The 22,250-nt window shown below is 46.2% G+C and carries 23 protein-coding genes, 1 pseudogene and 1 riboswitch; of the genes and pseudogenes, 12 read left to right on the top strand and 12 right to left on the bottom strand.

Going from position 1 to position 22,250, the window contains the following annotated elements; genetic code table 11:
• Positions 1 to 26: 26 nt before the first annotated feature.
• On the bottom strand, positions 27 to 1,304 hold the full coding sequence (locus G7Y46_RS06165; protein ID WP_165253300.1) for an aspartate kinase: 1,278 nt from the start codon (positions 1,302 to 1,304) through the stop codon (positions 27 to 29).
• Positions 1,305 to 1,531: 227 nt separating this feature from the next.
• On the opposite strand from G7Y46_RS06165, the gene G7Y46_RS06170 reads away from it, so the two are divergent.
• The gene (locus tag G7Y46_RS06170; RefSeq protein WP_165253302.1) at positions 1,532 to 2,677 is read left to right on the top strand and encodes a hypothetical protein; all 1,146 of its coding nucleotides are present in this window, start codon (positions 1,532 to 1,534) and stop codon (positions 2,675 to 2,677) included.
• A gap of 9 nt (positions 2,678 to 2,686) precedes the next feature.
• Positions 2,687 to 3,370: a PspA/IM30 family protein gene (locus G7Y46_RS06175; RefSeq protein WP_165062403.1), complete on the top strand. Its 684-nt coding sequence runs from the start codon at positions 2,687 to 2,689 to the stop codon at positions 3,368 to 3,370.
• A gap of 2 nt (positions 3,371 to 3,372) precedes the next feature.
• Here the strand turns inward: G7Y46_RS06175 and G7Y46_RS06180 are convergent, their stop codons facing one another.
• Together G7Y46_RS06180 and G7Y46_RS06185 are read right to left on the bottom strand one after the other, a co-directional pair.
• Positions 3,373 to 4,110, bottom strand: coding sequence for a TlyA family RNA methyltransferase (locus G7Y46_RS06180; protein ID WP_165253304.1), 738 nt, complete (start codon positions 4,108 to 4,110; stop codon positions 3,373 to 3,375).
• A gap of 226 nt (positions 4,111 to 4,336) precedes the next feature.
• Positions 4,337 to 5,386, bottom strand: a complete 1,050-nt coding sequence (locus tag G7Y46_RS06185) for an aspartate-semialdehyde dehydrogenase (RefSeq protein ID WP_165253314.1) — start codon at positions 5,384 to 5,386, stop codon at positions 4,337 to 4,339.
• A 91-nt stretch (positions 5,387 to 5,477) separates the two neighbouring features.
• On the opposite strand from G7Y46_RS06185, the gene G7Y46_RS06190 reads away from it, so the two are divergent.
• Positions 5,478 to 6,029, top strand: a complete 552-nt coding sequence (locus G7Y46_RS06190) for a DJ-1 family glyoxalase III (RefSeq protein WP_165253316.1) — start codon at positions 5,478 to 5,480, stop codon at positions 6,027 to 6,029.
• Positions 6,030 to 6,078: 49 nt separating this feature from the next.
• Positions 6,079 to 6,501: a hypothetical protein gene (locus G7Y46_RS06195; RefSeq protein ID WP_241157075.1), complete on the top strand. Its 423-nt coding sequence runs from the start codon at positions 6,079 to 6,081 to the stop codon at positions 6,499 to 6,501.
• A gap of 153 nt (positions 6,502 to 6,654) precedes the next feature.
• Here the strand turns inward: G7Y46_RS06195 and G7Y46_RS06200 are convergent, their stop codons facing one another.
• The 3 genes from G7Y46_RS06200 to queD form a co-directional block, all read right to left on the bottom strand.
• Positions 6,655 to 7,095: a phosphatase PAP2 family protein gene (locus tag G7Y46_RS06200; protein ID WP_165253320.1), complete on the bottom strand. Its 441-nt coding sequence runs from the start codon at positions 7,093 to 7,095 to the stop codon at positions 6,655 to 6,657.
• A 3-nt stretch (positions 7,096 to 7,098) separates the two neighbouring features.
• Positions 7,099 to 8,316 (bottom strand): LL-diaminopimelate aminotransferase, encoded by a 1,218-nt coding sequence (locus G7Y46_RS06205; protein WP_165253322.1) that lies wholly within the window; start codon positions 8,314 to 8,316, stop codon positions 7,099 to 7,101.
• A 73-nt stretch (positions 8,317 to 8,389) separates the two neighbouring features.
• Positions 8,390 to 8,809, bottom strand: a complete 420-nt coding sequence (gene queD / locus G7Y46_RS06210) for a 6-carboxytetrahydropterin synthase QueD (protein WP_165253324.1) — start codon at positions 8,807 to 8,809, stop codon at positions 8,390 to 8,392.
• Between the two features lie 156 nt (positions 8,810 to 8,965).
• Between queD and G7Y46_RS06215 the strand changes: the two genes are divergently transcribed.
• The 4 genes from G7Y46_RS06215 to G7Y46_RS06235 all read left to right on the top strand — a co-directional run bounded on the left by G7Y46_RS06215 (position 8,966) and on the right by G7Y46_RS06235 (position 11,929).
• Entirely contained in the window at positions 8,966 to 9,121 is a 156-nt protein-coding gene (locus G7Y46_RS06215) for a hypothetical protein (RefSeq protein WP_165253326.1), read from the top strand.
• A gap of 572 nt (positions 9,122 to 9,693) precedes the next feature.
• On the top strand, positions 9,694 to 9,975 hold the full coding sequence (locus G7Y46_RS06225) for a hypothetical protein (protein ID WP_165253329.1): 282 nt from the start codon (positions 9,694 to 9,696) through the stop codon (positions 9,973 to 9,975).
• Positions 9,972 to 10,772 carry a recombinase family protein gene (locus G7Y46_RS06230; RefSeq protein ID WP_165253331.1) on the top strand — a complete coding sequence of 267 codons (801 nt, stop codon included), beginning with the start codon at positions 9,972 to 9,974 and terminating at the stop codon, positions 10,770 to 10,772. Before G7Y46_RS06225 ends, G7Y46_RS06230 begins: the two co-directional genes overlap by 4 nt.
• Positions 10,773 to 10,894: 122 nt before the next feature.
• Positions 10,895 to 11,929: a hypothetical protein gene (locus tag G7Y46_RS06235; RefSeq protein WP_165253333.1), complete on the top strand. Its 1,035-nt coding sequence runs from the start codon at positions 10,895 to 10,897 to the stop codon at positions 11,927 to 11,929.
• Positions 11,930 to 12,924: 995 nt separating this feature from the next.
• Here the strand turns inward: G7Y46_RS06235 and G7Y46_RS06240 are convergent.
• Entirely contained in the window at positions 12,925 to 13,284 is a 360-nt protein-coding gene (locus tag G7Y46_RS06240; RefSeq protein WP_165062415.1) for a 3-hydroxyisobutyrate dehydrogenase, read from the bottom strand.
• 394 nt (positions 13,285 to 13,678) lie between these two features.
• Positions 13,679 to 13,751: riboswitch (Fluoride riboswitch) on the top strand.
• A 26-nt stretch (positions 13,752 to 13,777) separates the two neighbouring features.
• Between G7Y46_RS06240 and G7Y46_RS06245 the strand changes: the two genes are divergently transcribed.
• A complete protein-coding gene (locus tag G7Y46_RS06245; protein ID WP_165253335.1) occupies positions 13,778 to 14,167 on the top strand; it encodes a CrcB family protein in 390 nt (129 codons plus the stop codon).
• Between the two features lie 61 nt (positions 14,168 to 14,228).
• Positions 14,229 to 14,423: pseudogene (locus G7Y46_RS09075) on the top strand (DUF1016 N-terminal domain-containing protein); the annotation flags it as partial.
• Between the two features lie 125 nt (positions 14,424 to 14,548).
• Here the strand turns inward: G7Y46_RS09075 and G7Y46_RS06255 are convergent.
• From G7Y46_RS06255 to G7Y46_RS06270, 4 genes are all read right to left on the bottom strand, one after another.
• Complete coding sequence (locus tag G7Y46_RS06255; protein ID WP_165253337.1) at positions 14,549 to 16,327, bottom strand: hypothetical protein; 1,779 nt, start codon at positions 16,325 to 16,327, stop codon at positions 14,549 to 14,551.
• 153 nt (positions 16,328 to 16,480) lie between these two features.
• Complete coding sequence (locus G7Y46_RS06260; RefSeq protein WP_165253339.1) at positions 16,481 to 17,368, bottom strand: DUF6591 domain-containing protein; 888 nt, start codon at positions 17,366 to 17,368, stop codon at positions 16,481 to 16,483.
• 17 nt (positions 17,369 to 17,385) lie between these two features.
• Entirely contained in the window at positions 17,386 to 17,637 is a 252-nt protein-coding gene (locus tag G7Y46_RS06265; protein WP_165253341.1) for a helix-turn-helix domain-containing protein, read from the bottom strand.
• The gene (locus tag G7Y46_RS06270; protein WP_165253343.1) at positions 17,621 to 17,902 is read right to left on the bottom strand and encodes a hypothetical protein; all 282 of its coding nucleotides are present in this window, start codon (positions 17,900 to 17,902) and stop codon (positions 17,621 to 17,623) included. The genes G7Y46_RS06265 and G7Y46_RS06270 overlap by 17 nt, the downstream gene beginning before the upstream one ends.
• A 134-nt stretch (positions 17,903 to 18,036) precedes the next feature.
• Between G7Y46_RS06270 and G7Y46_RS06275 the strand changes: the two genes are divergently transcribed.
• Positions 18,037 to 19,302 carry a radical SAM protein gene (locus G7Y46_RS06275; protein ID WP_165253345.1) on the top strand — a complete coding sequence of 422 codons (1,266 nt, stop codon included), beginning with the start codon at positions 18,037 to 18,039 and terminating at the stop codon, positions 19,300 to 19,302.
• Between the two features lie 90 nt (positions 19,303 to 19,392).
• On the opposite strand, the gene G7Y46_RS06280 is transcribed toward G7Y46_RS06275, so the two are convergent.
• Positions 19,393 to 20,154, bottom strand: coding sequence for a class I SAM-dependent methyltransferase (locus G7Y46_RS06280; RefSeq protein ID WP_165253347.1), 762 nt, complete (start codon positions 20,152 to 20,154; stop codon positions 19,393 to 19,395).
• A gap of 152 nt (positions 20,155 to 20,306) precedes the next feature.
• Here G7Y46_RS06280 and G7Y46_RS06285 point away from each other — a divergent pair, with 152 nt between their 5' ends.
• Positions 20,307 to 22,250, top strand: coding sequence for a radical SAM protein (locus tag G7Y46_RS06285; RefSeq protein WP_165253349.1), 1,944 nt, complete (start codon positions 20,307 to 20,309; stop codon positions 22,248 to 22,250).

The following is a 22,250-nucleotide window of genomic DNA, read 5'->3' on the forward strand; positions in this document are numbered from 1 at the left end:
ATGGCTGCCTGTTGCTGTTGTTGCCGCTAGCGACCTTTTGCCATTTTGGCAGCAATTTCTTCGGCGGATAGCTGCGTTTCTTCAAATATGCTGTCGGAATCTAGGTCGAATGCGGTATGCAATAACTGCACCGCGCGCTGAGTTTCGGCAGAATCTATAACCATAGAAAGCCTAATCGGCGATGTAGATATTGCCATTATATTTATGTTGTTTTCGCCCAGCGTGCGGAAAGCTAGCGCCGATACGCCCGGTGAAGATTTCATGCCTGTTCCCACCAGACTTATCTTGGCAATGTCTTCTTCCACGTCTACCGAATCGGCACCAATTTCCGGAATAATTACGTCAAGCGTTTCACGGGCGCGTGCAAGATCGGATGCGGGGCATGTAAATGAAATGTCGGTTGCCCCATCGCGGGATGTGTTTTGGATAATCATATCCATGTTCACCATGTTAGCAGCCAGTGCGCTGAATACTTTTGCCGCAACGCCCACAGCGTCGGGCACGTGGCGTATAGTCACCTTTATCTCGGAAGTGTCGTGTGCAATGCCGGTTATAACGGCTTCCTCCATTTTTGGATCCTCCTTGATATAGGTGCCGGGCGCATCGGAAAAAGCCGAGCGCGAATGTATTACTACGCCCCATTTTTTGGCGAATTCCACGGCGCGGCTTTGAAGCACGCCGCTGCCTGCGCTGGATAACTCCAGCATATCGTCGTAAGAGATTTCGTTAAGTTTGCGTGCGCGCGGTGCAATGCGCGGGTCGGTTGTGTATACGCCATCTACGTCGGAATATATTTCGCAAACATCGGCACCGATACCCCAAGCAACAGCAACAGCTGTGGTGTCAGAACCACCGCGACCTAGCGTTGTTATATCGCCATTCGCATCAATTCCCTGAAAGCCCGCTACAACCGGTATTATGTCAGCCTCTAGTGCGTTAAGTATGCGTTCGTTGTGTACTTTCACTATTCTGGCTTTGTTGTGCGTGCCATTCGTTTCTATGCCTGCTTGGCGACCTGTGAAGCTCATGGCACGCAGCCCCATGCTTTCAAGCGATAGCGCCAACAGTGTCATAGAAACCTGTTCGCCGGTTGATAGCAGGCGATCCAGCTCGCGTGCCGGCGGGTTTGTGTTTACGGCATTCGCTAGCCCCATAAGCTCGTCAGTTGTTTTGCCCATGGCAGATACTACGGCTACAACCTTGTCGCCGCGCTCTTTCATGCGCGCTAGGCGTTTTGCAACGTTTTTAATGCGCTCGGGCGATGCAACCGATGTGCCGCCGAATTTTGCAACTATAAGAGTCAACGCTCTTCCAAATCTTTCTCGCAGTTAATCAAACCAACGCACTATTATAATGCCCGCAAGCCCTACGTTTGCGCTTAAAAAGAGAAAACATGCTAGGCGCTGTTGCATGTAACGTATCTGGATAATAGGCGCTATTGCATGTAACGTATCTGGATAATGCATCTTATTAGACAAATATCCGAAATTTCGCTCATAATAATATAGACACACGCGAAAGGTGCTTAAATATGGGCAGATCAGGTGGTGGCAGCTTCGGCGGCGGAGGATTCGGTGGCGGATTCTCTAGCGGAGGCGGCGGTTTTGGCGGAAGTTTTGGTGGCGGTAACAGAGGCGGCGGCAGAAGCGCGGGTGGCGGTCCGTCTTATGGCGGCGGCTATCACGGCGGCGGAAGTTGGCTTGGCGGTTTTCTGTGGGGAAACCTTTTAGGTTCATCGCGCGGTCAAACCGTTGTGGTTCAGCAGCCGCAAGGCGGTGGCGGCGGCGGCGCGGGGTCTGGCGGTCCGGGTGGTCCGGGGTCTGGCGGTCCGTCGGATGGCGGAATGCGCGATCCTAATTCCAAACAGTCAAACAACTTGGGCTGTCTTTGGATTGTGCTTGCAGTAGTTGTGCTTGCAATTATTATTGCGGTGTTCTCGGGCACATCGTCTGTGCCGGCTTCTACGGTAGATCGCACTCCTTTACCTGCAGGAGCTGCCGAGGTTAGCGAATACTACACCGACGAAGATGGCGACTGGATACATACTCCTGCGAAACTGGAAGAGGGTCTTCGCCATTTCTATGATGAAACCGGTGTGTGGCCCTATGTGTATATTCTTCCGAATGGCTATACCACATCTAGTCAGCAGTTAACCGATATGGCGCAGCAGCTTTACGGCGAGTTGTTTACCGACGATGCGCATTTCTTGCTAGTGTTTTGCGACAACAACTCTGGTGGCTACAACTGCGGCTACTATGGTGGTCAAGCGGCTCGATCGGTTATAGACGATGAAGCGGTGCAAATATTAGCCGCTTATTTAGAAATTAACTACGACGATATGTCGCTAAGCGAAGAGCAAATATTTAGCAACACGTTTTCTCAGACCGCCGATCATATAATGAGCAAAACTATAAATCCGGTTATTCCGATAGCGATTGTTGCCGGCGTTGTTATTGTGGTTGTTATAGTGGCGCTGCTTATAAAGCGCGGGCGCGATGCGAAAAAGCGCGAAGCCGATCGAATGGAGCGCATACTGAACACGCCGCTTGATCAATTTGGCGACAAAGATTTAGAAGAGCTTGAGAAAAAGTACGAGGATGGCGCTGCGGCATCAGGGGCGCATAACGATGGTGTTAATACCGCTGTGGCGGACAATAAGGCTGATAAGCCGGAATAGGAGTTGAAAATGGCAGGAATACTGGATAGATTCGCTTCGATCATAAAGGCGAATATCAACGATCTTCTGGATAAAGCCGAAGATCCGGCGAAAATGGTAGATCAGTATATGCGCGAACTTACTGAAAGCTTGGCTGAAGTTAAGGAAGCCACAGCTGGCGTTATGGCTGAAGAAACTAGATGCAAGCGCTTGGTGGATGAAAATGCTGGCGAGATGGCTAAATACGATGGTCTTGCACGCAAAGCGCTGCAGGCGGGAAATGAAGATGACGCGCGTCAGTTCTTAGCAAAGAAACAGCAGCTAGAGGCAAAGAATGAAGGCTTAACTTCGGCGTATGAGGCGGCAAAAGCCAATGCTGATAAAATGCGTCAAATGCATGACAAGCTTGTGTCCGACATAGAGCTTCTAAAGGGTAGGCAAGAGGCAATAAAGGCGAAAGTGGCTGTTGCGAAGACGCAGGATAAAGTAAACGACATTTCTGCGTCGGGTGCTAAGGCTGAAGGTGCTATGAATGCGTTTAATCGCATGGAGAGCAAGGCTGACGCAATGCTGGATAAGAGCAACGCGATGGCAGAATTGAACGCTCAGCCGAAAGATAGCGCTGATGAACTAGCCCGCAAATACGAAGAGGCTGGCAGCACGGCTGCGGTAGATGATGCGTTGGCGAAGATGAAAGCCGAAATGGGTTTGTAATTCTAGCCTTCAAAAACGGCATGCACTAGGTATTCCACGTTGCCTTTAGGTCCGGTTATGGAAGATTTTTGCGTGTTGGTTACGCGGAAGCCCTCTTTTTCGAGGGCTTCTTTTACTTCTGCCACTGTGCGAACACGAATTGTTTCGTTGCGCACAACACCTCGGTCGGTTTCTTCGTGGCGCGATTCAAATTGCGGCTTCACTAGCCCAATAAAAACGCTGCCGCGTTGGGCTAGCTTGGGAAATATGGGCGCTAAACTAGCAAGCCCAATAAAACTTACATCTATCACTATTAGGTCAAATGGTGCGCCTAGCTCTTGCGGATTTGCCAATTTTATATTTGTGCGCTCAAATACTTCAACGCGTGGGTCTGTGCGGATGCTCCACGCAAGCTGTCCGTAATTTACATCTACACACGTAACGCTTTTTGCGCCAGCCTGTAGAAGGCAATCTGTAAACCCACCTGTAGAAGATCCTATATCTATGCAGCGCATGTTGCTAACGTTTTGCCCGAATGCGTTTAGCGCACCTTGTAGTTTATGACCTCCGCGCGATACAAATTGCTTTTCGTGCTTTACGAATAGATTTACATTTGGTGGCACCATCATAGCGGCACTTGATGCGTATACGTCTTCTACACGAACTTCGCGCGCCAATACGCGGCGCAGCGCTTCTTCAGCATCAGCGCAAATGCCTCGTTTAATTAGCAGTTCGTCTAAACGTATTTTCTTCTGAGCCAAAATACTGCCTATCTAAATTTTAGAGACTGTAACTACTAGGGTGGAACAACTTCATAACTATAGATATGTTTTTATATCATCCGGACACCTGCTGGGTATATGGGTGAGGAAGGCTCAGTCGCTCTACAGTCCTCGCTCGGCAGAAATGTCCACAGGACATTTCTGTTCGCTGCGGAACTCGCTTTGTGAGCACACCCTCACCCATGTACCTAGCGGACAACTTGTACTAAGAAACTAGCAGCTGTGCAATTTGTACTGCGTTCAGCGCTGCTCCTTTGCGAATTTGGTCTGCTACATTCCAGAAAGCAAGACCATGCTCTACGCTGTTGTCGCGGCGCAGGCGACCAACAAAAACACCGTCGGTACCTGCCAAAATGCCGGGCATTGGGTATTCGCAGTTTTCCAAATTATCCATAACTTGTACGCCATGCGCGGAACTGAGCGCTGTGCGTGCCTGTTCTACTGTAACGTCGTCTTCAAATTCTACATTTATGGCTTCACCGTGGCAGCGCAGCACGGGCACACGCACGCATGTGGCGCAAACGGCTAAATCGGCATCGCCCATAATCTTTTTCGTTTCTACCACCATTTTCCATTCCTCTTTAGTCGAGCCGTCTTCCATCGGCACGTCTATATGGGGAATGCAGTTAAATGCTATGCGATGCTGGAAAGCGTTAATGGTAAGTTCGTCTTCCGGTGTTCCGTCTAAAAATTCGCGAGTCTGATCGTACAACTCTGCCATAGCGGGTGCACCTGCACCGCTTGCCGCTTGGTAGGTAGAAACTACTACGCGCTTAATGCGCGATAAATTGTAAAGGGGCTTTAGCGCCACTACCATTTGAATTGTTGAACAATTCGGATTAGCTATAACACCCGAATGCCACTGAATGTCTTGTGGATTAACCTCGGGCACCACTAGCGGCACATCTGGGTCCATGCGAAAAGCGCTGGAGTTGTCTATCATAATGGCACCGGCATTCACGACAGCTTCACGCATTGCCTTCGACACGCTAGCGCCCGCGCTAAACAGCGCTATGTCTACGCCTTTGAAAGATTCGGGCGTCATTTCCTGCACAACAAGTTTGCCGGCAGAAACATTGCCGCAGCCCTCAAATTCCAGCTCTTTACCGGCGGAGCGCGCACTTGCCAAGGCGCGCACTTCAGATGCCGGGAAATTTACATCATGCAGAACCTTGAGGAATTCAGCGCCTACAGCACCGGTGGCTCCCGCCACAGCAACAACAGGGTTTTCTGGCATCTTCTTGTCCTTTGTCATTTCGATTCCTTTCAAGATTCGCAGTCAAGCTATTATAGCTACTGTACTAATAATGTTTAGGTAAGCGAACACATGAATGGAGACGATATAGATGAAACTGGCAATAATGCTAGGAGATGGGTTCGAGCCAATAGAAGCTATGTGTCCAACTGATGTGCTGCGGCGCGGTGGTGTGGACGTTACATTAGTCTCTGTAATGCCAACGAAGCACGTTATTGCAGCGCAGGGAATTACGGTTGTGGCTGATGTGGTTGTGGCAGACACCGACCTGATGGAATTCGATGCGATATGCCTGCCGGGCGGTATGGGCGGCGTGGAGAATTTGACCAAGTGCGACAAATTGACTGCAGCGCTGCCAAAGTTTATGGATGATGGCGGTCGTATGGTGGCTGCCATATGTGCCGGACCAACAATTTTGAGTTCGCTCGGTTTGCTGCATGGACGCAAAGCAACGTGTTATCCCGGATGTGAAACCGATTTTCCCGAAGGCGTATATTGCGGTCAGGACGTATGTAAAGATGGCAATCTTATTACGGCTAGTGGTCCTGCTTATGCGCTGGAATTCGGCGTAGAACTGCTGCGTGCGTTGGCGGGCAATGCTGTTGCCAGCCAAGTAATGGAAGACATGCTTATAAAAGGCTAGCTAAGTTACTAGTTAAAATACTAGCGCGAATTTGAACTGGGAGTGGCGTTTGAACACTAAAGTTGCTGTTTGGGTGGTGCGCATAGCGTTTTTTATTGTTTTTGCGTGGAATGTGATGTGCGCTGTGCAATTCATTTGTTGGCCTTCGGCTTATATAGGTGCATATCAGCTGCAGGGTGGTGGCGCTGCGGCTGCCATTCAAGGATTAGGCGTGGCGTTTCTTATGTGGAATGCCACATATCCGGCTTTTATTTGGAGACCACTTCGGTTCAAGGCGCTTGGCGTTGTAATTTTGGTTCAGCAGGCTATAGGGCTTTGTGGCGAATTGTTTATCGCTTCCACGCTAGATGCCAGCCTTCAAGTGTTAAGCCAAAGCATTGCGCGCTTTGTCGGCTTCGATGCGATAGGTTTAGTAATAATGGCTGTTGCTTTTCACTTTTTGCGCAAAATTTCTAGCGCCGCTTCCGCCTGATTTTCGCCCTTCTTGCATTTTGGCTTAGTTAGCGGACAATGCTTTTTGCAGCCTGTGCAATGCATGTTTTTTAACTTCTTTGGCTTCGTGCCTTTGTTTTTCTTCGCATGCTTCTTTTTCTTTTTATCAGACATATTTGGTCTTTCTATAGTGCTACCAAGGGATAAGCAGATATCCCGCGGCGCAAACAACAATAGCGGAAATTGCTCCAACTATAACATCGCGTGGAAAGTGTACGCCACCTACTACGCGAATTACTGCCATTGCGCACGCTAGAACAAGCAATGCAGTTCCCACAATTGGTTGATAGAGCATCCATGTGCAGGCAATAGTGAACATACTAAATGTGTGTCGGCTGGGGAATGAATGACCGCGAGTGTTCTTCGGTATAAGCGGGGCTGTGTCATTTACTTCGTAGGGGCGCGGCGCGTTTACTATGTTGCGAAATATGCTTACGCCCACAAACCCTATAGCTGGTACAACAATGCATCGCAACAGCATTTGGCGGTCGAAAATAGCAAGCAAAACTAACAGCAAAGGATAGGCTATGTATCCAATGGCTGTTAGTATTTTGCTGGCTTGCGCTAGTGTCATCTATTAAAGAATATTCTTTATGCGCTCTACTGCTTCACGGGTGGCATCGGCACCGCCGAATGCGGTTAGGCGTATGTAGCCTTCACCGGCTGGTCCGAACCCGGCGCCAGGAGTTGTTATGACATTCGCTTCTTCAAGAAGCTTATTGAAGAAATCCCAGCTGCCCATTCCGTTTGGCGTTTTGCACCATATATACGGGCTGTTTACGGCACCATATACGTGAAGTCCTGCGCTTTCCAACCCCTCTTTAATTATGCGCGCATTATTCAGGTAGAAATCTATTACCTCGCGTATTTGGCGTGCGCCTTCGGGCGTATAAATGGCGGCGGCACCTTTTTGGATTATGTATGACGCGCCGTTGAACTTTGTAGATTGTCGGCGCATCCAAAGCGAATTTAGGCTTTGACCTTGGCGCTCTAGTTCGCGCGGGATAACTGTGTAACCGCAGCGCATACCGGTGAAGCCGGCGGTTTTGCTGAAGCTGCGGAATTCGATGGCGCATGTTTTTGCGCCGGGGATTTCGTAAATGCTGTGCGGTAGATTGTCTTCGGTGATGAAGCGCTCATAGGCTGCGTCGAACATGATTATGGCGTCGTGGTTGTTTGCGTAGTCTACCCAGCGTTGTAGTTGTTCGGTGTTAAGAGCGGTTCCTGTTGGGTTATTGGGCGAGCAAAGATAAATTAGGTCTACATCTGTGTCGGGCAGCGCGGGGCAAAAATCGTTTTCAGCTGTGGTGGGCATGTATACAAGGTTTGTCCACGCCTCTGCGCTGGGGTCGTATTCGCCAGCTCGTCCTTCTATGGCATTGCTGTCAACGTATACAGGGTAAACTGGGTCGCAAACGGCAACTTTATTGTCGCGCGAGAATATGTCACCTATATTGCCGCAGTCGCTTTTTGCGCCGTCGCTTACAAAAATTTCGTCGGGCGATATGTCTACACCGCGAGCCCGAAAATCGTTTTCCGCAATTGCTTCACGCAGAAAATCATAGCCTTCGTAAGGACCGTAACCCTTGAACGTGTCGGAAGATGTTTGTTCGTCTACTGCTTCGTGCATTGCTTCTACAACAGCGGGAATAAGCGGCTGGGTTACATCACCTATACCTAGCTTTATTAGTTTCGCATCTGGGTGGGCTTGCTGATATGTTTCGGTGCGCCGTGCAATTTCGGCGAAGAGGTAGCTACCGGGTAATTTCGCAAAATTTTCGTTTATTTTTGCCATCGAAGGTTCTCCTTTTAGTTACATGCATAAGTTAGTCGTTTATATTTTCGCAACAGTTCGTTTCATGTATGTGTCATTTGTAAAATATGGCGCAATTATTCGGCGTTTCGTCAACTTCCACGCGCGTAACTGGCAATCCTATGTCTATAAGGCAGTCGAAAAAGAAACGTGCCAAATTTTCTGCGGTAGTGCGAAACGGCAGCATCTTTAAGCTGAAGCCTTCGGATTCAAGTGCGCGGATGGTTTTTTTCTTCAGCGTGCCCTCTTCAATTAAAAATGTATGGTCGAATTCGTCAGCCAAACTGCGAACTATGCGCTTGAACTGCGAGAAATCGCACACCATATCGCGTTCGGTACCTTCGTCGCCTAGTGTTTGAGAGCTAATAGTTACTTCGATACGCCAGCGATGCCCGTGTAGATTTTCACATTTGCCGTAATAGTCGGCTAAGAAGTGCGCCGAGTCGAAGAATGCTTCGGTTTTTAATTCGTACACGCTTCCTCCTAAGCAATTTGGGTAATAATAGTGACAAGCGTTTGTATCTAAGATTCTAGCCATTTTAAGTTAACGTGTGGTTTCGCAATACATTGCCCGTGTTTTCAAAGCTCAAAAAAAGCGTCAAAGCTAAAAGCTTCAACATAGGGGGCAATTATGATTAGGAACAATTTGGAAGCGTTAGAAGTGTTGGAGGGCATGTTGATTGTGCTCGAAGACGAGTCAACCGATAGGGGAGATGCAAAGCTTTGGATGCTAATTGTGCTTGTGCGCGCTGTGCACAGTTGGCTAGAGAGTGAATCTTTCGCTTAGTGAAGCGCCGATGGTATGTGCGTGGGGTGCACTAGTCTTGCGTAACATGCGTCGGTTTTATCGAAGATTTTCAATTCGGCACGCGCTGCGTGCCGAATTGAGTTGGTCTGACTAGACTGCATAAGAAAGCTTGTGATTGGTGCGCTTAGCGCTTTATTAACATGTAGGATGCCGAAGAACTTTTCGATCACATTCGCAACATTCGTTCCTCCGAAAAGATGCTGTATCGTCAGGTGTTCAATCTGTACGCGACTGCTGTTGACTACAATCCCTATGCAACTGAGTCAATCAAGTTCTTCAAAATTGTTCAAAATAAATTGCATTACGGCGCGTACGGACATACGGCAATTCATGGCGCAGAGGCACATTCCAACTTATATGAGCGATTATATCGAGCAGCTTGATAATGTTTTGGCTGCCTTTGGGTATATTTTCGATAAGAATTATACCCTTGCTTTTGCCTGCTTAAATTCTCAAAAATACTAGTTATTAATTATGAGACAAACATTGTTTGATATATAATCTCATAAATATATGCCAGTATTTATGAGACAAGGAATTGGATATGGAATTTGCCATTTTTCCAGATAGTGGTAGATATTATTCAGGCAGCGAACGCAAGATATCAATATGAATACACAGATATTATGCGTATGCTACATGACAATAGTAAATTAACAAATGTTTCGGAAACTATAAGTACCTTTTGGCGCATGTATATTATTGACGCGCTTGTCGGCAATATTGCGGGCATTAGTGAAATTCGGCGAGATTTTTATATCAAGATGATAGATTTGCGCTATAAGATTATTTTGCATGATGCGTACATCGCCTTTAGGGGTGAGGCTTTATGAAAAGCATTACAACCCAAGGGGTAATTTGCTTGCGGGACCCTAAGGTGCTATTTGAATACTGCATTGCTCGGATTGGTTACACTGAATACGAAGACGAAACATTTGAATACTCAATCAAGCCTAACTATAGCGTTATAGATTTACTTGAACCCCCTTCTTTTCAAGGAATTCCCGGGATTAATTTGGACTTACACAGAGAAGAATACATTCGCAAAAATGTTACGCCTGTGTTTATTAGCGAAAGAACGCCTGCGGAAAATCGTGAGGATATTCGAGAACTACTAGACGCTGAAGGGATGGAATATCTAAATCGTCTCGAGTGGTTAATACGCACTAATACGCGCTATTCGGGTGACAATTTATATGTTCGTATGGCATCAGAAACAGACGATGAGGTTTTTAGTGTGTCTGATTTAAGTAATGTTGGTTTGAGATCTTCAGAAACACTACGGATTATATTGGAAGCGATTTGTGCTGGGCGCATTATAGATGGCGATGGCTTTCGTATAGACGATTCTAATCGTGGCGAATTTTATGCATTGCTAACTCCAATTTATTTGAAAGAAAAGAGATACATTGATGATAGGCGCCGAGAGGGTATTGAGACTGCAATGAACCTGCAAAAGTTGGGTCGCCCCTTAAAGGCGGTAGATCAAATAAAACTTATCGACGCGATTGATCGGTACAAAAATGGCGAAATAAAAATGGAAGAAGCTTTGGAGATGGCAAAAGTAAGTCGAGCAACTTTTTATCGCCGGATGAAGCAATTCCAGCCTTCGCAAGGCGCACGTAATTAACGGCTGAAGATATCATCATTACGGTAACGTTATAGTCACGCTTGCGCATCAACGCTGCGCACCTAAATCTTTCGTTTGCCTGCGTTTCTAAAATGTGTGTAGGCACTACGAAAGGTACTTCCATGGCATATAACGCAAACCATGACAAATTCGCAAAAGGCACCGAGCGACTTGTCGATCCGATGACTGTTGGTTCCATACATTTTTTGCAGCAGTTTTTTGATGTTGTCCCGAAGGGTATTCAGCGCAAAATTATGGCACGTACCACCAAGAAAACCCCGCATATGGGATTTATAGTAGAGCCATACGCTTTCTTTCTTGTTTATGAAATTACGGATAAAACGTATGCCACGCAGCTTCTTCCGTCTGGGTTTAAATTGGCGCAATGTAGCGTATTTGCGGGAGATGAGCCCGCTTATTACGCAATTATGAGCTTCTTCCGCGTACATACAAGCGCATTTTGGGGAAGTCGTGCCGAGCTGTATGTGATGGCTGAAGACGAGGCAACTGGTCTTATGAGTTGGGTAATTATTGATTACCTTAGCGACACCATTAGCTATGACCGAGCTTTTGGTTTGCGTGGACCTTCCGTCAGCCATTCTGTTGTTACTACAACCAGTGATGGACGCATGCTGGTTGATATGACGGCACGTGATGGGCAGTCGTATGCTGCATTTTCCGCTGCTCTTGATGGTTCGGAAATGCGCAGCCTTGATAAACGCATGTGGATAGAGGGCAACTTGTCTATCGCTTACGGCAAAACATTGTCGTATGACCAAGCTGATATTTTTTCGCTGACATTTTATCCAGAGGAAATGGCAAGTGCCTTAGACGTTCCGCTGGAAAGTTTCGCGCTGAAAAGCATTTCGTGGTACTCAAGTATGCTTTCGTCTAATCCTGCAAAGTTGGTATGTTTCCCTTATGCTCAGCATTTACTGTCCGACAGTCCCGGTGCTGCAAGCGAACATTCTAGCGAGGCAGATTTAATTTGCGCGGCTGAGTCTACTGATTTTGAAACTATGGAAACCTTCAAAGTGGGTTCTGCCAAAAAGATGATGGCAATATCTACTGCCATTACGCTTGGGGTTTCGGCTGTTGCATTGATAGGAATTGCTGCTCACTGTTACCACCTTCGTTATAATAAGCTTCGGGAATGAGGCTCTCCCAAGGCGTTTGCCTGAACCGCGAAACAGCTGATGGCTTTACAACTTTTCTACTTTTAGCGCAGAGACGCTTGCTGTGTTTGAGGCTGGCGATATCTTACTAGCGATAGCTTATGCCGCCGCTAGCTGTGTGCTTTGTGTTTCCGCTGCGTTTTTAGGCGAAATTGCTTCTTCGGCTATTGCCGTGTAAATATGATTGCTTCGTTTTGTGCGCAATAGGTGGGTTGCCTGCGGACATTTGGATGCGGACAACCCACCTATATATTTGCATATAGACAGAAAAGTGCGTAAGACTCAGTCCATCGCAAAGGGGTAAGGAATGCTGTTGTGGAATTCTGACCAAACCAGACCGTGTGTTGCCTTCGTCACTTTTTAGGCGAAAAATGGTCAAAACTTCCGACTTTCCACAGTCTACAATGCCAAATTACGCCAATTACGAATCAAAATAGAATTGAAGAACCCTGTTTGCCCAGTGTTCTCCACAATTCAAGTTAGCCATGTGGCGCTATGACCATGGAAAGTCGGAAGTTTTGACCATTTTTCTAACTTTTTTGAACTAGTATGCGGATGAGTTGAATCGTAATCTAGCGTCAAGGTGTTGAGAGTTTACCCAAAAGCCATCCAACAAACACTTTAGGCTATCTTGCAGAGGTATCGTTTTTCCCAACACTAGAGCCTCCGCATAAGCTACATCTCCACCTCTGCCTTCCGGCTTTAGTGAATTTGTTCTTTGACATTTTGCTGCCGCAAATGCTGCATTTTGAGATAGACACCGCTCACACCTGTCCATAACTGACTTTTTCTTAGAAAAAGCTTGCCTGAACAGGGATGTCAAGTGAGAATTAGGCGCACTTTTTGCCTATATGAAAGTCGAGCGGCATCGACTTCAGAGGCATCTATTTGGTATCTGAACAGGGAAAACAGCATGAATTTTTACACACTTCTGCCTATATGCCTATATGTTTTCCCTAGTCAGCGGAATTATCGGTTTAGATACGGTTGAATTTGGAGAGAAGTTCGACCGCGGCGCTGCAAGCTTCGCAGTCGCAATATTTCTCACCCTGTTTCTTGCGCTCTGTATGTTTGGCAAGAATTTGATCGGCGGTTTCCTGACCAAACATTTCAATGGCAGGGCCTTGAGCAAAAGCAATTACGCCGTCAATCGTATTGGGTCTGCCTTCAAGAAAATCTATCAGTTCAGCTGTGGCAGCTTCAATGGCTTTGTCGTCTGCATTGGAAACAGCGTCTTTCCATGCAAGGGCTGCTTCCTTGGTTGCCTGTTTGCTACTGTTTGCGGTTGAAAGAATATCAACGCGCTTAGCAACGTAGTCGAATAATTCCTTTTCCATAAAATCTCCTTGGTGGTTAGTTTTAATAACTGAATAATATCAGAATGAAATTTCAACTATTTATTATGTCTCGGCACTAGAATGTAATTCATTTTTGCAATTACGAATTATAATCGGAATTGCAAAAATGAATCGGAATTAGAATATGAGCCAATGATGTGCGGCAAACATTGGCAATTGGCAAGAAAGCATTCAGGGAAATCGATGCGCTACGAGATGGTATTGAGGTGTCAATAGTTAATGCAACTATCTGTTGCGAATTGTTTTCTGCGATTGCTTTTCTTGCGGCATCGGTAATAAACTTACTTCCCTCGTTACTGCAAAGTAATTATGCTTGGGGTTTCGGTTGTTGCATTGATAGGAATTGCTGCCTATTGTTGCCACCTTCGTTATAATAAGCTTCGGGAATGAGGCTCTCCCAAGGCGTTTGCCTGAACCGCGAAACAGCTGATGGCTTCTATTAAAATGCGAGTGCAATGCGCTTGGATATTGGATGGAGGCTTTCGTGCTAATTAATTGCCTGTTTGTTGGATGTGGCGGTTTTATCGGATCTGTTCTTCGTTATCTTTGCAGTTTTATTAAAGTAGATATTTGGGGTTTCCCGTTTGTTACGCTTGGAATAAATATTGTGGGGTCTTTTACCATTCTTTTCTTTGCGGGTATATTCGCCAAGACCTTGCCGGTGGACGAACATATAATGCTGTTTTTGCGCGTGGGGCTATGCGGTGGCTTTACCACTTTCTCTACTTTTAGTGCGGAAACGCTTGCTATGCTTGAAGCCGGAGACACCTTACTGGCAATAGCTTATGCTACTGCCAGCTGTGTATTCTGTGTTTTCGCTGCGTTTTTGGGCGAAATTGCTTCTTCGGCTATTGTTGTGTAATGAAAACATAGGCTCGGCGAAACGCTAGCAAAGTGTACATAAGTAACTCAAAGAGTTTGGGAAGGGCTTTAGACCAGACAATCTGCGCAATATGCGCCAGTTTTATCGAGTATTTCCAATTTGTGACACACTGCGTCGTGAATTGTGCTGGACGCATTATAGGTTGTTTTGTGCTCATCGACCTGAAGACAAAGAAACTAACGCATCAAGATGTGGGTCGGATGGACTTTTCGTGCGCATCTTTGAGGACAAGTAGCATTTCGCCTATGAAATCTCTTCAAGTACCTATATAAATATGCACATCCATTTATAGCGTTGTATTAAAACTCAAAATTGATTCTGATTAAACTAAATGAAATTGATATAGATTTTGGGTATGCGTTATTGACCTTGTATTTCTTCTAAGGTTTCATTGCGGCTTTCGTTAATGCAAGCTATGATTTCTTGTTTATATTTGTCTCGATTAATAAGCTCGTCTGTTTTTAGCAATAAAAAGTCAGTAACAACTCCGACTCCTAAACTTGCGACAACACCTACGGCATTGCCAACCACTGCGCCTCCAGCTGTAAGAAGACCTCTTGCGCCCAGTGCAGTTGTTAGTTTGCTGACCATTGTGTTAAAAAAGGGCTTAGTAAGAATTTTAGTTCCAATACCTGCAGCCGCTCCCATCGGTATTCCGAGAACGCGGTCATATTTGTCAATTTCGTTTTGAGAGAGATCGAATGGTTCTGTGAAATAATCAGAATCAATCGGTATCTCGGATACAAACGATAAGTCTTCGACATTCTTTATTTCGCGTTCGTCTAACTGAGTCCAATAATCATTCTTGATGTTTTCCATTTGTTGGACGTAGTTATCTCTTAATGCGTCTAGTTCGGTAGTGTCAATGTTGTTGTTAATCGTCTCCTCGAATTGTTGACTCATAGCGTCTTCAACTGCTTTGCCGCTAAGTTGCTGGAGAAACTGCAGTAGAAGTTCGTAATCGGCGCTTGGACTGTAATACCAGTCTAGGTAGGAGTCGACGTTTTCGATTTGTTGGTCATACATTTTATTGACGAGTGAAACTACTTGATTTCTGTATTCTTCGGTTATTTCTTTGACTTTTGTGCGCGTTGTTGCTTGAAGTTGATTGACAAATTTCTGATCGAAATACTTGCCATCTACGACATATACCACAGCTTCAATTTGCTCTTCTATGCTTTCTTCGATAGCTTGGTATTCTTCCGTTTTTGATAATTGATCGACTTTGTTGTCTACTGCAATCATCCCGCCTGTTAGCAATATTGGAAGCAGAACGGCAAGCGCAATGTGCCCTTTTACCAGTTTGTATGTATTGCTGTGTTCTTTCAATGACTCTAGTGGGAGAAATACACTTTTTAGCTCATCCTTGCTGAGAAGAAGCATTCCGAGCAGATTTATCATTCCGTAGAGTGCTGCTACGCAGACGAATAAGCGGATGATGACGCTTACCCAAAATGACGCGCCTGAGACAATGGATATGCCGTATGCCGTAAATCCGTTGCTTAAAGAAATTAGTTTTCCAATATCCGATAAAAGAACTGATGAGGATTGTGCGAGAGGGTTGTTTGCTGCTTGGATTGCCTCTTCCACGGTTTTATATGAGAAAGAAGGTTCTAGAGAAACGATGATGAAATAAACAGCAACTATTACGATTGTCATGACGATATATGTAAACTTAATAGTTTCTGCTTTCTGGAATTCCAATTCGACTTCTTTAATAACCCTTTTATTGACGAAGGAATAAATGGCAATAAACAGTGGTATTGCTGCGATGATAAGCAGCCATTCCTCAAAATTCCATCTTGTAATTTCAATAAGCATGGAAGCAATACAGATTGCCGAAAGAATAAAGCATATGATTAAACTTATAAGCCGTCCATTATTGTATTCAGCTAGCTTGCCTCCAGCTTTGTATTTATGTTGTTTGAGAAGTTTTCGGATAACAACGCGATATTCTGTCCCGACAGCAGAAACAGCGCTTAGTATTGCCCATAAGGCAAAAATGACTTGTGCCGGAATAAACGCAACTGCGTGACTTAAAGCAAATAGTATTAAAACAACGACATATGCACGAATAAGATAAAAACTCCAGCGGCTTTTTGAGACGTTATGAAAATATCTTTTGATATCGACGGTCATGCAATCGTTCTTCCATTAATAGATTCAGTGCAGATAAGATTATGTGGTCATATCTGGCATAGGTAATATCTAGTATTTCAAAAACTTTTACAAGGTTTGTGCCGCTGTCAAAATTGCAGCGGCACTTTTGGGTCGGCTGAAAGTCTGACGATATTATTCGGTTTTCTTTAGGTCTACCTCGATGCGGAGGGATTGGTCATCGTCGTTGTAATTAAGATTTAGACGATACTTTCCATCAGAGCTGTCGGCGTAATAGCTGTAGTTTGTATAATTTGGATCGGAATAGCCGGCTTCGGCACACTGTTTTGTGTAGCTTTGATACTCTTCACTTGTTACGCCATTTACCTCGAAGCTTATTGAAGTCTCGTATGAATATATGTCTGTAATATATTTGCCAGTTATTTCGGGAATTGTTTTTGCAAATTCATTATCAGGCCATTCGGCATATTCTTCTACGTTGTTTGACAGACTATAAGTGTCTGATACATAGTCGTAGGTTTCTTCGTATAGCTTATTATTGTCAATGTAGGTGATTATCATAAATTCCGGTTCAGTTAAATCATATTGAGCCATGTCGGTAAGATACATAGCTCCCAGTTCAAGTCTAGTCGTTAGGCTAGTTTGAGCGGGCTCTACTATTCCACTTGCTTCTCCCCATATTCCGTTATTTTTTAGCGCCTCTAGTGCTATGTCTCCCCATCCATATATGGAACCGTATGCTGCATTGATTTCCTCATTAGTTGCGTTTTCTGAGAGCTTGAAGACCATCTTTACATTTGCAATTGGTCGATCACTATTGTTTGTATAGCTAAAAACCACACGACGGTAATTGTCGATAATGGCAGAACCGACCTCCCATTTAATTTGATCTTCTTTTATTAAGTCCTTTGCGGGGGTCGCTGTTGGCGTTTGCGTGTCAGTTTGACTTTCTGATGTTTGTCCTTGAGAACATCCGGCGAGAAGCGCTAGTGTTGTTAAAATTGCGGTCGCTATTGCAAGCGTCTTTATGATCAGGGTTCCATACGATTTTCTTACTGTCATTTGTTCCTCCATTCTTTTTAAATCTCGTTTCCCCACAAGCTGTAATAGTGGTTTCGCAGTTCGGGAGACATAAGATCTGTAGGACTGATGTCAAGATGGACGCATAACCGAAGCGCTTCGTCGGCATATATAATGCGTTGCCCGCGAAGCATGGTGCCTAAAGTTACTGAGTCCATATCCATCCTTCTTGCTAGTTCTGCTTTAGACATTCCCAAGAGTTTTCGCTTCGTTTCGATTACGGTCAGCATGAACTTATAGTTCTCGTTCATCTCTGCCCCCAATCTCCGTTTCACCAAAAACCTCCTGTTCGGATGCCCAATGTTGAGAAATTTTAGGTATCCTAAAGACGATTTGGGATACCTTCAAAGTATGTCTTTGCCTACATATAGGATGTCTTTGTTTTTGTAAAGAATTGGCTTGATTGTGTTGAGTTGTTTTTCTTATTGGTGTGCGATGCATATGTAGAAATTCGCGCTTTGCGTTGCGAAGTTGAGGAATCAATATAGCCTTTGCAACATTTGTTGATTCTTTCATTATGCCTCCTTGAATTCTTTGGAATGTCAGAGTCGGAGTGCTACCGCTCCTACAAGAAGGCGTGTTTTTTACGCGATCCGATAAGATATCATTGCATTAACTGAAGGCGATACGTTTAATGCGTTGGGGGCGTTATGACCGCTAAAAATATAGAATTTCAGGCAGCGCAAGAAGAATACAGCGCTGTAGAGCGTCGTTATTTGGAAGCATTGCAGGCTAAGGGGCTAATGTTTGAAAACGCCGAGGCGGGCAGGGCTAACCAGCGTGAATGCTCCGAGCTGCGCGAACAGTTGGCAAAGCGCGGCGTGCGTGTGCGCAATGGTGGCGCGTCGCTTGTTTGGGGCTATCTTTCGCCTGCGTGTGTCGAATGTACTGGGGCAAAAGGCTCAGAAACTTTCAGTACAACGTTTAAGTGCCATCGGGATTGCTATTTTTGCTTCAACCATAACGTGGCTGATTACGACAAGTTTGTGCGCGAAGGGTGTCCGTGGGAAGATGGGCTTGCGGTTGCGTCCAAGCGCGATTTAGCGTGTATTGGACTTACGGGCGGCGAACCTCTGCTAAACCTAGATGACTCGGTGCGCTTTTTGCAACGTGCGCGTGAGTTGTTTCCAAAAGCGCATTTACGTATGTATACCTCGGGCGATCTTCTTACCGAAGACGCAGCGCGCAGGCTGCGTGATGTGGGACTTGATGAAATACGTTTCAGTGTGAAAGATGACGATACTCCCGAAATGCAGCAGCGCGTTTTAGACGCCATGCGTCTTGCAAAGCGCTACATTCCAAGTGTTATGGCGGAAATGCCAATTATTCCGGGCGCCGATGAACACATGCACAATTTGCTTCGCTCATTTGATGAAGTGGGCATAGACGGTATAAATTTGCTGGAATTTTGTTTCCCGTTTTGCAATTGGCACGAGTTTGAAAAGCGTGGATTTAAGTTGAAAAACCCGCCGTTCGATGTGATGTATGACTACGGATATTCGGGCGGGCTTGCGGTGGCTGGCAGCGAGAAGCTTATATTGCAGTTAATGCTGTGGGCGATAGATGAGGGTTTAAGTCTGGGATTGCATTATTGTTCGCTTGATAACAAGCATCGCTCTGAAATTCGTCAGAAGAATGAAAGGGCGGCAGACACGCACCCTTGCATTGTGTTCGATAATGAAGATTTCTTCCTGAAAGCTGCGAAAGTTTTTGGGCAAGATATCGTGCCAACAAAGGATGCGCTTGTTGCGGCTGGGTGCAGTAATTTTATAGAAGATGCTGACGAAAGGTCGCTAGCTTTTAATCCGAAATGGTCGCGTGTAGCGCAAGATGCAGGTGCCGAGGTGCATACGTGCTACTTCGTCTATGAAAACAACGAAGAAGGTTCGTATTTGGTAGATGTGGCATTGGCGTAACAGCCACGTTTGGTCTGTAGCCGCTTGCGTGCCCTAAAAGGTGCATGACGTTAACAAGATCTGCGGCGATTGCCAGCATATCTCATTCACCTAGATTTTTTGCAGCACTACATAGCGGTTTAAATTCTCTTTACCGTCAGCTGAGAAGCGGTCTATTTCGCGTGTGTTTGGCAGCGCTGATACAAGTTCGCTAATTTCGTTTTCGGTGAAGTGGTGACAGTAGCGGAATGTGTTAGATGTGTTTTGCCACCCTAGAAGTTTGTCGTTTGGGTCTTCAAATGTAATGCCTGTTTGCGCTTGTGCTGCTTCCGTACTCTCGTTTGCCTTCATGCGCATTCTTTCACTTTTTAAAAACTGCCAAAACGCAATAACTATATAGCCACCCCTGCGCGTGTGCTGCGCTAGCGCTTGCATAAGCTGTATGCGCCAAGCGAAAAGCGGTATGTGATGCATAAACCCAAAGCAAACGCAAAGGTCGCATTCGGGTGCGTGCACTTGCTCGTTCAGCGCACTTTCGCTTAGTGCGGTTATTAAATCTAGCTGCTGGAAGTTTATGCGGTTTGTTTTGTCTTCAATGTTGAGCGAATTTGCAAGTTGTTCGCAATTGTCTACGGCGTAGTATTCGAACTTGCGCGGTATAGTGAAAGTTTCGTTCAAGAATTGCAGAAAACGCATGTTGCCGCAGGCTAGGTCTAACACTTTTGGTGCGCCATTCGCATCGGCGCTAAATTTCGCCACCGCGCGCTGCCAGCCAGACCAAGACTGCGTGCGCGTTTGCGAAAATGAATTGGCATTTTCGGTGTAGAAAGCGCTGGTTAAGTCGCTTAGTTTTATGGCGGTAGAAATATCCATAGCGAAATTATCACATAACAGCAGCAGTGCGGCATACCGCTAAATTGTTCTTACAGAAAATGGGTGCTGAGGCACGTCCCGAATCAGCACCCTTCCCGATGCGCGCACACACTTTTAGCAAGTTGCATGCATTGCAAAGTATAATCAGAAATATGGATAAAACGCTGCGAAAAATAGTTAATGCCGTTCAGGCTGAACAATCTGGCTTTGCCTCTACACAAGATGCGCACAAAAGCGCTTTGGACAGCGCATGGCTGGATTCTCTTGTGCGTGCTCGGAATAGGGAAATGCACGATGGGAAGCGCACTGTGGCGAAGAAGCGTTTGCTGCCCGCTTACATGCGCATGCGCCGCGAAGAGCCAGAGAAGTTGAATGCTTGGGGTGCGCCTGTAGGCGGTGCTGTAGATACTCAAGTTATTCGGCTTTTGCGCGCAAAGCCTAGGCGGACTGCGTCTGGCGTGGCAACTATAACTGTGCTTACAAAGCCGTGGTGTTGCTCGGGCGATTGCGTGTATTGCCCAAACGATATACGCATGCCGAAAAGCTATTTGTCTGACGAGCCTGCATGCCAGCGCGCCGAGCGCTGTTTTTTCGACCCGTATATACAGGTGCTTGCTAGGTTGCGCGTGCTTGAAGATATGGGTCATGTTACCGACAAGGTAGAGCTTATAGTTTTGGGTGGCACATGGAGCGACTACCCGCGTGAATACCAGCTGTGGTTTATATCGCAGGTGTTTCGCGCCTTAAACGACGCGGGAACAAACAATGTTGAAGATGCGGCTCGTCGTAGCTTTTACGAGGAATGCGGTCTTTCCTGCGATCCTGCAGAATTGCGCGAACAAGTTGCGCATGTTCAGAATCGCGTGAATGAAGGCGAGCTGTCTTATAACGATGCTTGGCGACAGTTGTATGGCGAAAGTCCTGCATGGCAACGTGCGTGCAGTATTCAACACGCCACGTTGGACGATTTGGAACACGAGCAGATGCGCAACGAATGCGCGGCTCATAGATGCGTGGGGCTTGTGGTAGAAACGCGTCCCGAAACAATTACGCCGAACAATTTGGTTTTCTTGCGCATGCTGGGATGCACGAAGCTGCAGGTAGGCATTCAAAGTTTGGATGAACGTGTGCTGGCTGCAAGTTGCAGACCTACAAAAATTCGCCAGATTGAGCAAGCCTTTGAGCTGATGCGGCTGTTTGGGTTTAAATCGCATGTTCATATGATGGTGAATCTTCCGAATGCCACGCTAGAATCTGAGCGACTTGAATACGAAACGCTGATGAGCGATCCGCGCTTTCAGCCGGACGAGCTAAAGCTGTATCCGTGTTGTTTGGTGGAAAGTTCTAGGTTGGGCGAAATGATGCGCAATGGCACGTGGCAACCCTATGCCGAGGAAGACCTGATAAGTCTATTGGCTGCCGATGTAATGAATACACGTCCGTATTCGCGCATATCGCGGATGATTCGCGATATATCAGCCAAAGACATACTTGCCGGCAACAAGAAAACGAATTTGCGCCAAATGGTAGAGGCGCATTTGCAACAAAGCGCAGACGGCGACGCTACGCCGGTGCGCCCAGCCGAGATGCGCCTTCGCGAAATAGGCGTAAGCGATGTGTGCGCAGAACAGCTGCGTTTAGAGACGCTAAGCTATCAGACAACCGTAAGCGAAGAGCGTTTTTTGCAATGGGTAACTGAAGACGGGCATTTGGCTGCGTTTTTAAGATTATCTTTACCGTATAAGCATGCTGTGCAACGCCTGCAGGATATATTTCGCGAATTACATGCCGCTAATGCTGAAAATTCGGGCATAGTGTGCGAAACAGGCGACAAGCGCGAAGCTCCTATCCAGCCAGACCAAGCAATGATTCGAGAAGTGCATGTATACGGCAAAGTGGCTGCGCTGCATCACAGTGGAGAAAGCGCGCAGCACTTAGGTCTTGGACGCAAGCTGATAGAGCAGGCATGCAGTCAGGCTGCGGCGTGCGGCTATACCGAGATGAACGTTATAAGCGCTGTAGGCACCAGAAACTACTATCGCTCATTAGGATTTTGCGATGCCGGTTTATATCAGCGCAAGCCGATCTTGCTCTGA

The sequence above is a fragment of the Adlercreutzia sp. ZJ304 genome (assembly GCF_011039075.1).
In the GTDB taxonomy this organism is placed as follows: Bacteria; Actinomycetota; Coriobacteriia; order Coriobacteriales; family Eggerthellaceae; genus Adlercreutzia_A.

What these genes read in the sequence shown, in the direction of transcription:
- G7Y46_RS06275 (WP_165253345.1), top strand. Translation starts at nt 18,037, where the DNA reads ATGACCGCTAAAAATATAGAATTTCAGGCAGCGCAAGAAGAATACAGC.
- G7Y46_RS06215 (WP_165253326.1), top strand. Translation starts at nt 8,966, where the DNA reads ATGATTAGGAACAATTTGGAAGCGTTAGAAGTGTTGGAGGGCATGTTG.
- G7Y46_RS06240 (WP_165062415.1), bottom strand. Translation starts at nt 13,284, where the DNA reads ATGGAAAAGGAATTATTCGACTACGTTGCTAAGCGCGTTGATATTCTT.
- G7Y46_RS06285 (WP_165253349.1), top strand. Translation starts at nt 20,307, where the DNA reads ATGGATAAAACGCTGCGAAAAATAGTTAATGCCGTTCAGGCTGAACAA.
- G7Y46_RS06190 (WP_165253316.1), top strand. Translation starts at nt 5,478, where the DNA reads ATGAAACTGGCAATAATGCTAGGAGATGGGTTCGAGCCAATAGAAGCT.
- G7Y46_RS06205 (WP_165253322.1), bottom strand. Translation starts at nt 8,316, where the DNA reads ATGGCAAAAATAAACGAAAATTTTGCGAAATTACCCGGTAGCTACCTC.
- G7Y46_RS06170 (WP_165253302.1), top strand. Translation starts at nt 1,532, where the DNA reads ATGGGCAGATCAGGTGGTGGCAGCTTCGGCGGCGGAGGATTCGGTGGC.
- G7Y46_RS06260 (WP_165253339.1), bottom strand. Translation starts at nt 17,368, where the DNA reads ATGACAGTAAGAAAATCGTATGGAACCCTGATCATAAAGACGCTTGCA.
- G7Y46_RS06270 (WP_165253343.1), bottom strand. Translation starts at nt 17,902, where the DNA reads ATGAAAGAATCAACAAATGTTGCAAAGGCTATATTGATTCCTCAACTT.
- G7Y46_RS06255 (WP_165253337.1), bottom strand. Translation starts at nt 16,327, where the DNA reads ATGACCGTCGATATCAAAAGATATTTTCATAACGTCTCAAAAAGCCGC.
- G7Y46_RS06200 (WP_165253320.1), bottom strand. Translation starts at nt 7,095, where the DNA reads ATGACACTAGCGCAAGCCAGCAAAATACTAACAGCCATTGGATACATA.
- G7Y46_RS06245 (WP_165253335.1), top strand. Translation starts at nt 13,778, where the DNA reads ATGGAGGCTTTCGTGCTAATTAATTGCCTGTTTGTTGGATGTGGCGGT.
- G7Y46_RS06265 (WP_165253341.1), bottom strand. Translation starts at nt 17,637, where the DNA reads ATGAACGAGAACTATAAGTTCATGCTGACCGTAATCGAAACGAAGCGA.
- G7Y46_RS06230 (WP_165253331.1), top strand. Translation starts at nt 9,972, where the DNA reads ATGAAAAGCATTACAACCCAAGGGGTAATTTGCTTGCGGGACCCTAAG.
- G7Y46_RS06280 (WP_165253347.1), bottom strand. Translation starts at nt 20,154, where the DNA reads ATGGATATTTCTACCGCCATAAAACTAAGCGACTTAACCAGCGCTTTC.
- G7Y46_RS06185 (WP_165253314.1), bottom strand. Translation starts at nt 5,386, where the DNA reads ATGACAAAGGACAAGAAGATGCCAGAAAACCCTGTTGTTGCTGTGGCG.
- G7Y46_RS06235 (WP_165253333.1), top strand. Translation starts at nt 10,895, where the DNA reads ATGGCATATAACGCAAACCATGACAAATTCGCAAAAGGCACCGAGCGA.
- G7Y46_RS06175 (WP_165062403.1), top strand. Translation starts at nt 2,687, where the DNA reads ATGGCAGGAATACTGGATAGATTCGCTTCGATCATAAAGGCGAATATC.